The sequence below is a fragment of the Dialister sp. CAG:357 genome (genome assembly GCF_000435155.1).
Classification (GTDB): domain Bacteria; phylum Bacillota; class Negativicutes; order Veillonellales; family Dialisteraceae; genus Dialister; species Dialister hominis.
Genome location: NZ_FR896433.1, coordinates 1 through 7,777, shown reverse-complemented (window position 1 = coordinate 7,777; position 7,777 = coordinate 1). Strand labels below are relative to the sequence as shown.

Here is a 7,777-nt window from a genome sequence, read left to right as displayed (position 1 = left end):
CTACGGTACGCGGAGAATAGGGAGCTTTTACACTTTTTGCAGAGTGCATCATTTTATTTTCAGGCATGACGCGATTCTTGGGGGAATCGGCGCGCGGCCTGCGTTTTTGAGGAGGCGGCTTATGGATAAGTCGGAGAAAAAAGAAAGCTTTGGGAAGAAGTACGGGCTGATACTGGCATTGATTGCCATGGCTATCGTGTACCTCTTCCCGACTCCGGTGGATCTCCCCACGCAGGGGCACAGACTCATCGGAATTCTGGTATTTGCGGTTATTATTTGGATGACGGAAGGCGTTTCCTATCCGGTCAGTGCGTTTGTCATTGTAACGTTTATGGCATTTGCGCTCGGCATGGCGCCTGATCCGGCAAAACACGGCGCACTGCTTGGCACAAGCAAGGCTCTCCAGATGGGGTTGTCCGGGTTCTCGACTACAGCCTGGGCACTGGTAGCAGCGGCTATGTTTCTGTCAGCGGGCATGATGATCACGGGTCTTGACAAGCGTATCGCTCTTGTCGTTATGTCCCATGTCGGCGTCAAGTCCAGCCGTCTTGTCATCGGCGTCATTTTCGTTGGTTTCATTCTGAGTTTCTTCGTACCGTCCACAACGGCCAGAGTTTCCTGCATGGTTCCGATTGTTGTAGGCATCATCCGCGCATTCGGCCTTGAAAAGGGATCCACGTTTGCAGCTGTACTGATGATGGCCGTCGCTTAGGCAGACAGCCTGTGGAATATCGGCATCAAGACAGCAGCAGCACAGAACATGGTTGCTATCGGATTCATCCAGCAGGTTCTCGGCAAGGATATCAGCTGGCTGGAATGGTTCATCGCCGCTGCTCCTTATGCAGCAGTTATGTCTGTCATTCTTTATCAGCTCCTGATCCATGTCATGCCACCGGAAATCAAGGAAATGCCTGGCGGCAAGGAAGCTCTTCAGAAAATGCTGAAGGAAATGGGACCGGTATCCGTCAACGAAAAGAAGCTGCTCATCATTTCCTGTCTGCTTCTCTTCTTCTGGGTTACAGAAAAGAAACTTCATCCGTTTGATACGACAACAGTCACCATTACAGGCATCATGCTGATGATGCTTCCGCGCATCGGCTTCATGAGCTGGAAAGATGCTGTTCCGCATATCAACTGGGGTACGGTTGCTCTCTTCGGCGTAGGTATTTCCCTGGGCACAGCCCTTCTGAAATCCGGCGCAGCTATCTGGCTGGCTAACCACTTTGTTGCCCTCTTCGGCATGGAAACGATGACACCGCTCGTTGTCATTGCCATTCTTGCCTTCTTCCTTACGGTTATCCATCTGGGCTTTGCAAGTGCGACAGGTTTGGCATCCGCTATGATCCCGATCGTCATTGCCGTTCTTCAGAGCGTCAAGACACCGGGCATCGACGTCCTCGGCATGACCATGATTCTCCAGTACACCATCTGCTTCGGTTATATTCTCCCGGTCAATGCACCACAGAACATGATCGCTTACAGTACCGGATACATTACATCCAAGGACTTCCTTAAGACTGGTATTCCATTTACCATTATTTCCTACTGCATGATCCTCCTCTTCTCAGCTACCTATTGGCACTGGCTGGGCTATGTAGGCTGATTGATGCGCCTGTAAAACAAAAGAAGCTGCGGGACGATTGGCTGATCCCGCAGCTTCTTTCTTTTTTATATAGAAAATTTAATATATATTGAGAGCATAACAAGAAAGTGTTATAATTATAACGTAAAGAGGAATCTTTGAGGTGGTAAAATTCGCCGCGGCCACACACCCGACCCGGGTCAGAAGAGATGCAGGAGAGGCGGCGCCTGCCGAAGGTTCTTCCTTGAAAAGAGACATCCGGCGGGGTGTCTTTTTTCATGGAAAAGTCATGCAGCAAAATAAAAAAGGGACGGATTTCCTGCGGAGATGCGTTCTTTTTTTGATAGGAAAAAAAGCGGGGGATATCCTGTTTTTCTCCGAAAAAATAAGGGAAAAGTCTTGACATTCACAGGAGTGAATGATATTCTAATAACGTAAGTTAGCACTCAAAGTTAAAGAGTGCTAATAATGGTGATAAAAATGGCTGGAAAAAATAATGATAAGAGAGGCGCCAATCATGGCGCAAATGAACTGAATGAAAGAAAGAGAAAGGTACTCTGGGCCGTCGTGCAGGATTACTCGGAAACAGCCGAGCCTGTAGGATCAAGAACCATTGCCCGCAAGTACAATCTGGGCGTCAGCAGCGCTACGATCCGTAACGAAATGCAGGACCTGGAAGATGAAGGATACCTGGAACAGCCGCATACATCGGCAGGCAGGATTCCTTCCATCAAGGGATACCGCTTCTATGTAGACTGGCTGATGCAGCCTTCTCCAGTAACGGATGATGAAAAGTCCATGATCAACCATATCCTGGAAGAACATGTGACAAAGCAGGATGAAATCTCCCGTGACATTGCAAGAACGGTGGCATCTCTGACGCATACGCTTTCCGTTGCGACTTCGGCCGGCGGAAAGAGGAAATTCAATTACATGAGATTCCTCCCGCTTGATGGGCGGCGCGCTATTATGCTCGTCGTTACGAATCAGGGAGAAGTATCCAATGCAGTGGTGGATATTCCGGCAGATTCTTCTCTTGATGAAATGCAGCTGCTGGCAGACAGGATGAATCATTTCCTGCACGGCAGAGAAATAGACAATACGGATGAGCAGCTCATTCTCTCCTTCCAGAAGGATGTGGAGAGGGATCTGACTCCTTATATGCATGTGTTCAAAGCGCTGCAGAAAACGCTTCAGCCTCCTAAGGAAGTATATGCCGGAGGCGCATCGCAGCTGATCGAGCAGCCGGAATTCAAGAATGTCGAAAAAATGCAGGATATACTGAATCTCCTGGAGCAGAGGGATATGCTGGAAAGCATGCTCCTTTCCTCGTCGGATCAGCCTATCGCTGTTCATATCGGCACGGAGAATCCGGTCAAGTCCCTTTCGGACCTTTCCATTGTCCGCGCGCAGTTTTCCTCGGGCGGCCGCATTATCGGCTCAGTCGCCGTCCTGGGGCCTACGAGGATGCAGTACAGCAGGATCATCGGAATGATGCGGTTCATGCAGCAGAGACTGGATACTTTATTGAAGAAGAATGATTAGGTGATTAGGAGGTTTCCGGATGAAGGAAAACGAGAAGGAAAAGACCGGGGGCGCAGCAGGCGCTGCTGCCAAGGCTGCTGAAAAGGTAGCTGAGGCTTTTGGAAGAAAGAAAAAACCAGAAGATGCTCCGGCAGAAGAAAAGGCTGAAACGATAGAGGAACCGACGGCTGAGGATCTGAAGAAGCAGGTCGAATTCCTGACAAAGCAGGCTGCCGTTGCTGAAGCAAAAGCCAAGGAAGCCGCTGAAAAGCTGGAGGAGCAGACGAAGAAGGATCTCAATGATTATATGAGACTTCAGGCAGACTTTGATAACTTCCGCCGCCGCACCAGAGAAAATGATGCGAAGGCTGCTGATATTTACAAGGCAGAAACACTGAAGAGTTTTCTTCCTGTTTTAGATAATTTTGAGCTGGCCCTGGCTCATATGAAAAAGGATGAATCGGGTGAAGCGTACATTCAGGGATTTGAACTGCTGCAGAAACAGCTGGTCAAGATCATGACGGATTATGGAATCAGCGAAATCGAAGCTGCCGGCCAGAAATTTGACCCTCATTTCCATGAAGCGGTCATGATGGTAGAATCCAATGACAAGGAAGATGAAACTGTTCTGGCAGTATTCCAGAAGGGATACATGTATAAAGATACGGTTCTGCGTCCTGCCAAAGTCCAGGTTGTCCACAACAACTGATTTTGGCACTAACATAGAAATTAAGACCTGTTAAAGAATATAAGAAAGGGGACATTTTAAATGTCAAAAGTAATCGGTATTGATTTAGGTACTACCAACTCTGTAGTCGCAGTTATGGAAGGCGGCGAACCTGTCGTTATTCCGAATGCGGAAGGTTCCCGTCTGACACCATCCGTTGTCGGCTTCTCCAAGACCGGCGAAAGACTCGTCGGCCAGCTGGCTAAGCGCCAGGCTGTATCCAACCCGTCCCGTACCATCGTTTCCATCAAACGTCATATGGGCAGTGATTACACCGTTGATATCGACGGCAAGAAATACACACCACAGGAAATTTCCGCTATGATCCTTCAGAAGCTGAAGGTCGATGCAGAAGCATACCTCGGTGAAAAGGTAACCGATGCAGTTATTACCTGCCCGGCATACTTCACAGATGCTCAGCGTCAGGCAACCAAGGACGCAGGCAAGATTGCAGGACTGAATGTCCTCCGTATCATCAACGAACCGACCGCATCCTCTCTGGCTTACGGCCTTGACAAGATCAAAGACGGCAAGGAACACCGCTTCCTCGTTTATGATCTGGGCGGCGGCACATTCGATGTATCCATCCTCGATCTGGCTGACGGCGTATTCGAAGTAAGAGCTTCCAACGGCAACGGCCATCTGGGCGGCGATGACTTCGATAACCGTGTCATGGACTGGATTGCTGATAAATTCAAGGCACAGAACGGCTTTGAACTGAAGCGTGACCCGATGACAAACCAGAGACTGAAGGAAGCCGGCGAAAAGGCAAAGATCGAACTTTCCAGCGTTATGTCCACCGATATCAACCTTCCATTCATTACCATGGATTCCAATGGACAGCCGGTACACTTCGATGCAACACTGACCCGTGCTGAATTCGACAAGATCACTGACGACCTCGTTCAGGCTACTGTCGAACCGATTGATCTGGCTATGAGAGATGCAGGCGTTACCGTTTCCGATATTGATAAGGTTCTCCTCGTCGGCGGTTCTTCCCGTATCCCGGCAGTACAGACACTGATCCGCAACAAGTTCGGCAAGGAACCATCCAAGGGAGTCAACCCGGATGAATCCGTTGCAGTCGGCGCAGCTATTCAGGCCGGCGTACTCAAAGGCGAAGTCAAGGACGTTCTCCTCCTCGACGTTACCCCGCTTTCCCTGGGTATTGAAACCCTGGGCGGCGTATTCACAACCATGATCAAGAGAAATACCACCATCCCGACTTCCAAGTCCCAGGTATTCTCCACAGCAGCTGACAACCAGCCTTCTGTTGACATCCATGTTCTTCAGGGTGAAAGACCGATGGCTGCCGACAACAAGACACTCGGCCGCTTCGAACTGAGCGACATTCCTCCGGCTCCGCGCGGAGTACCGCAGATCCAGGTAACATTTGATATCGATGCCAACGGCATTGTTCACGTATCCGCTAAGGATCTTGGCACAGGCAAGGAACAGAAGATCGATATTACTTCTTCCACAGGCCTTTCCGATGAAGAAATCCAGAAGATGCAGGATGATGCCAAGGCTCATGAAGCAGAAGACCAGAAACGCAAGGAAGCTATCACTGCAAAGAACAATGCAGAAGCTCTGATTTATCAGGCTGAAAAGACCGTCAAGGATCTTGGCGACAAGGCAGATCCGGCTAAGGTCAAGGAAATCAATGATGCTGTTGCAAAACTTAAGGAAACCCTTAAGGGCGACGACACTGAAAAGATCAAAGCTGATGCAGATGCTCTGACAAAACCGCTGCATGAACTGACCGAAAACCTGTACAAGCAGGCACAGCAGGCTCAGCAGGCACAGCAGCAGGCTGCCGGCCAGCAGGGCGCACAGCAGCAGTCCGCTGGAAAACAGGACAAAGACAATGTAGTCGATGCAGATTATAAAGTCGTCGATGACGATGATAAGAAATAATAAGGAATAGTGTGGATTCTTTATGGCAAACAGCAAGGATTACTATGATATCCTTGGCGTAAGCAAAAGCGCCTCGGAAGACGATATAAAAAGGGCATACAGAAAACTTGCACGTAAGTATCATCCTGACCTGAATAAGGATAATCCCAAAGAGGCAGAGGAGAAGTTCAAGGAAGTCAATGAGGCTTACCATGTCCTCTCCGATGCCGACAAGAGGGCTCAGTATGACCAGATGGGACCGGATGCTTTCCAGCAGGCGTCCCAGGGCGGCGGAGCCGGATACGGCGGATTCGGTGGATTCGGACAGGGCGGTTTCAACGGGCAGGGATTTGACTTCGGCGGTTTTGACATGGGTGACATCTTTGATATGTTCACCGGCGGAAGCCGCCGCCAGCCAAACGGACCGGAACAAGGCGCTGATCTTCGTTATGACTTAAGGATTACACTCAGGGAAGCATTCACAGGCGTGAAGAAGAAATTCTCCATACCGAAGAATAAAACCTGCGATCATTGTCATGGTTCCGGAGCAGAACCCGGATCCCAGATCGATGAATGCCCGGACTGCCACGGTACCGGTCAGCAGAGGATCGTCAGGAACGGCCCCTTCGGACAGATGGTGAATATCGTCACCTGTCAGCAGTGCGGCGGCACAGGGAAGATTATCAAAAACAAGTGCAAGGAATGCCATGGCAGCGGTACTGTCAGAGCGTCCAAGACCATTGAAGTCAATATCCCTGCCGGTGCCGACAGCGGCGTCCGCATGAGGGTGGCCGGCGAAGGAGAGCCCGGCAGGAGAGGCGGTCTGAAAGGAGACCTCTATGTCTACATTTATGTGGAAGACGATCCGGACTTTGAAAGAGAAGGCGACGACCTTTACAAGACCGTCAATATTTCCTATCCCGTAGCAGCCTTGGGCTCCACCATCAAAGTGAAGACCCTGGACAAGGAAGTGGAACTTAAGGTTCCAGCCGGTACCCAGACAGGCACCCGGTTCCGCATCTCCGGCGAAGGCATGCCTCATCTGCAGTCCTCCCGCAAAGGGAACCTCTATGTGGAAGTCCATGTAACGGTGCCTAAGCGGCTGAACGAAGACCAGAAGAATGCACTCCTTCACTTTGCCAATGAAATGGGGGAAGACTGCTCCCAGTATAAAGGAAAGAGCTCCTTCCTTGATAAAATCATAGACAAGTTCAAACAGTAATTTAAAAATCCCATCGGTTATCCGGTGGGATTTTTTTATGCTTTCTTCGCAAGTGTCAAACTTTCCTCTGCAATTCATTTGACTGTCGATCATTACGATCTTCGTGGCTTCGATTGAATCCGTATTCCTGTATAGCTCTGGCAAGTCTCCCCATTGGGGAAGAAGAAGCTCCATATACGCCTATTTGCCCCTCCAGGCATCTTGGCCTATAGTTTCTCATTTAGAAGTCTTCTGGTATAGGTCATCTCTCCATAGCAGCAGTAAATCGTCCGGGAGTCCCGGCGTGCCACACGCCACCCTGTAACTTGTAAATCTGATACAGCTCTGCGTCAATACGCTCCAGAGCCATAGCTATAAGCTGACAGTTCATTTCTTCGAGCCAATGAGATAACTTCCTTTCAGACTCAATAGAGTCATCAGATCAAGGGGAGGCTTTCCTATTTTACTGCTTCTGGAAAAATTCCCCTGCCGGGTAAAATTTTACACTAAGCAAGATTGCGGGCAAGGGCATAAGTACGGCCTTGTATGATGCGCTGAGAGTGAATGACCACGCAGCTTTCGTAAAAGAAGTACAGTGAAAACTGAGGAAGAATCCACAATGGGAAAAAGCTATCCGGGACGGCTATCAGTACTTAATGGCAAACTGGGAGGGTATCCATGAAGCCTTGACCCAGCCAGGTGAATGGATGCGACTCATAAAAAATGGTGGTTATCAGCATATTATGTAGCATTTATACCGGGGCCCTTCTTCTCATTCAAAAAATTCCAGCAATATGTTGACACCGTTTTTGGAGGCGGATTGTATAATTAAGTTGAACACTTAAAA

4 protein-coding genes and 2 pseudogenes are annotated in these 7,777 nt (G+C 49.4%); 5 read left to right on the top strand and 1 reads right to left on the bottom strand.

What is annotated here, in order from left to right; all coding sequences use genetic code 11:
* The first annotated feature begins 121 nt into the window (after nt 1-121).
* The 5 genes and pseudogenes from M3200_RS05910 (at nt 122) to dnaJ (ending at nt 6,951) form a co-directional block, all read left to right on the top strand.
* Nucleotides 122-1,603, top strand: a pseudogene (locus tag M3200_RS05910) (DASS family sodium-coupled anion symporter).
* Between the two features lie 459 nt (nt 1,604-2,062).
* Nucleotides 2,063-3,127, top strand: a complete 1,065-nt coding sequence (gene hrcA / locus M3200_RS05905; RefSeq protein WP_108850905.1) for a heat-inducible transcriptional repressor HrcA — start codon at nt 2,063-2,065, stop codon at nt 3,125-3,127.
* A 19-nt stretch (nt 3,128-3,146) separates the two neighbouring features.
* The gene (gene grpE, locus M3200_RS05900) at nt 3,147-3,815 is read left to right on the top strand and encodes a nucleotide exchange factor GrpE (RefSeq protein WP_022382618.1); all 669 of its coding nucleotides are present in this window, start codon (nt 3,147-3,149) and stop codon (nt 3,813-3,815) included.
* A 60-nt stretch (nt 3,816-3,875) separates the two neighbouring features.
* Nucleotides 3,876-5,750 carry a molecular chaperone DnaK gene (dnaK, locus tag M3200_RS05895; RefSeq protein ID WP_022382617.1) on the top strand — a complete coding sequence of 625 codons (1,875 nt, stop codon included), beginning with the start codon at nt 3,876-3,878 and terminating at the stop codon, nt 5,748-5,750.
* A gap of 22 nt (nt 5,751-5,772) precedes the next feature.
* Nucleotides 5,773-6,951 carry a molecular chaperone DnaJ gene (gene dnaJ, locus M3200_RS05890; protein WP_022382616.1) on the top strand — a complete coding sequence of 393 codons (1,179 nt, stop codon included), beginning with the start codon at nt 5,773-5,775 and terminating at the stop codon, nt 6,949-6,951.
* Between the two features lie 215 nt (nt 6,952-7,166).
* On the opposite strand, the pseudogene M3200_RS05885 reads toward dnaJ, so the two are convergent.
* Nucleotides 7,167-7,372 (bottom strand): annotated as a pseudogene (locus M3200_RS05885) (UPF0236 family transposase-like protein); the annotation flags it as partial.
* Between the last annotated feature and the right edge of the window lie 405 nt (nt 7,373-7,777).

Bases quoted from the DNA above. Each gene is read 5' to 3' on its own strand.
- hrcA (WP_108850905.1), top strand. From the start codon at position 2,063: ATGGCTGGAAAAAATAATGATAAGAGAGGCGCCAATCATGGCGCAAAT.
- grpE (WP_022382618.1), top strand. From the start codon at position 3,147: ATGAAGGAAAACGAGAAGGAAAAGACCGGGGGCGCAGCAGGCGCTGCT.
- dnaK (WP_022382617.1), top strand. From the start codon at position 3,876: ATGTCAAAAGTAATCGGTATTGATTTAGGTACTACCAACTCTGTAGTC.
- dnaJ (WP_022382616.1), top strand. From the start codon at position 5,773: ATGGCAAACAGCAAGGATTACTATGATATCCTTGGCGTAAGCAAAAGC.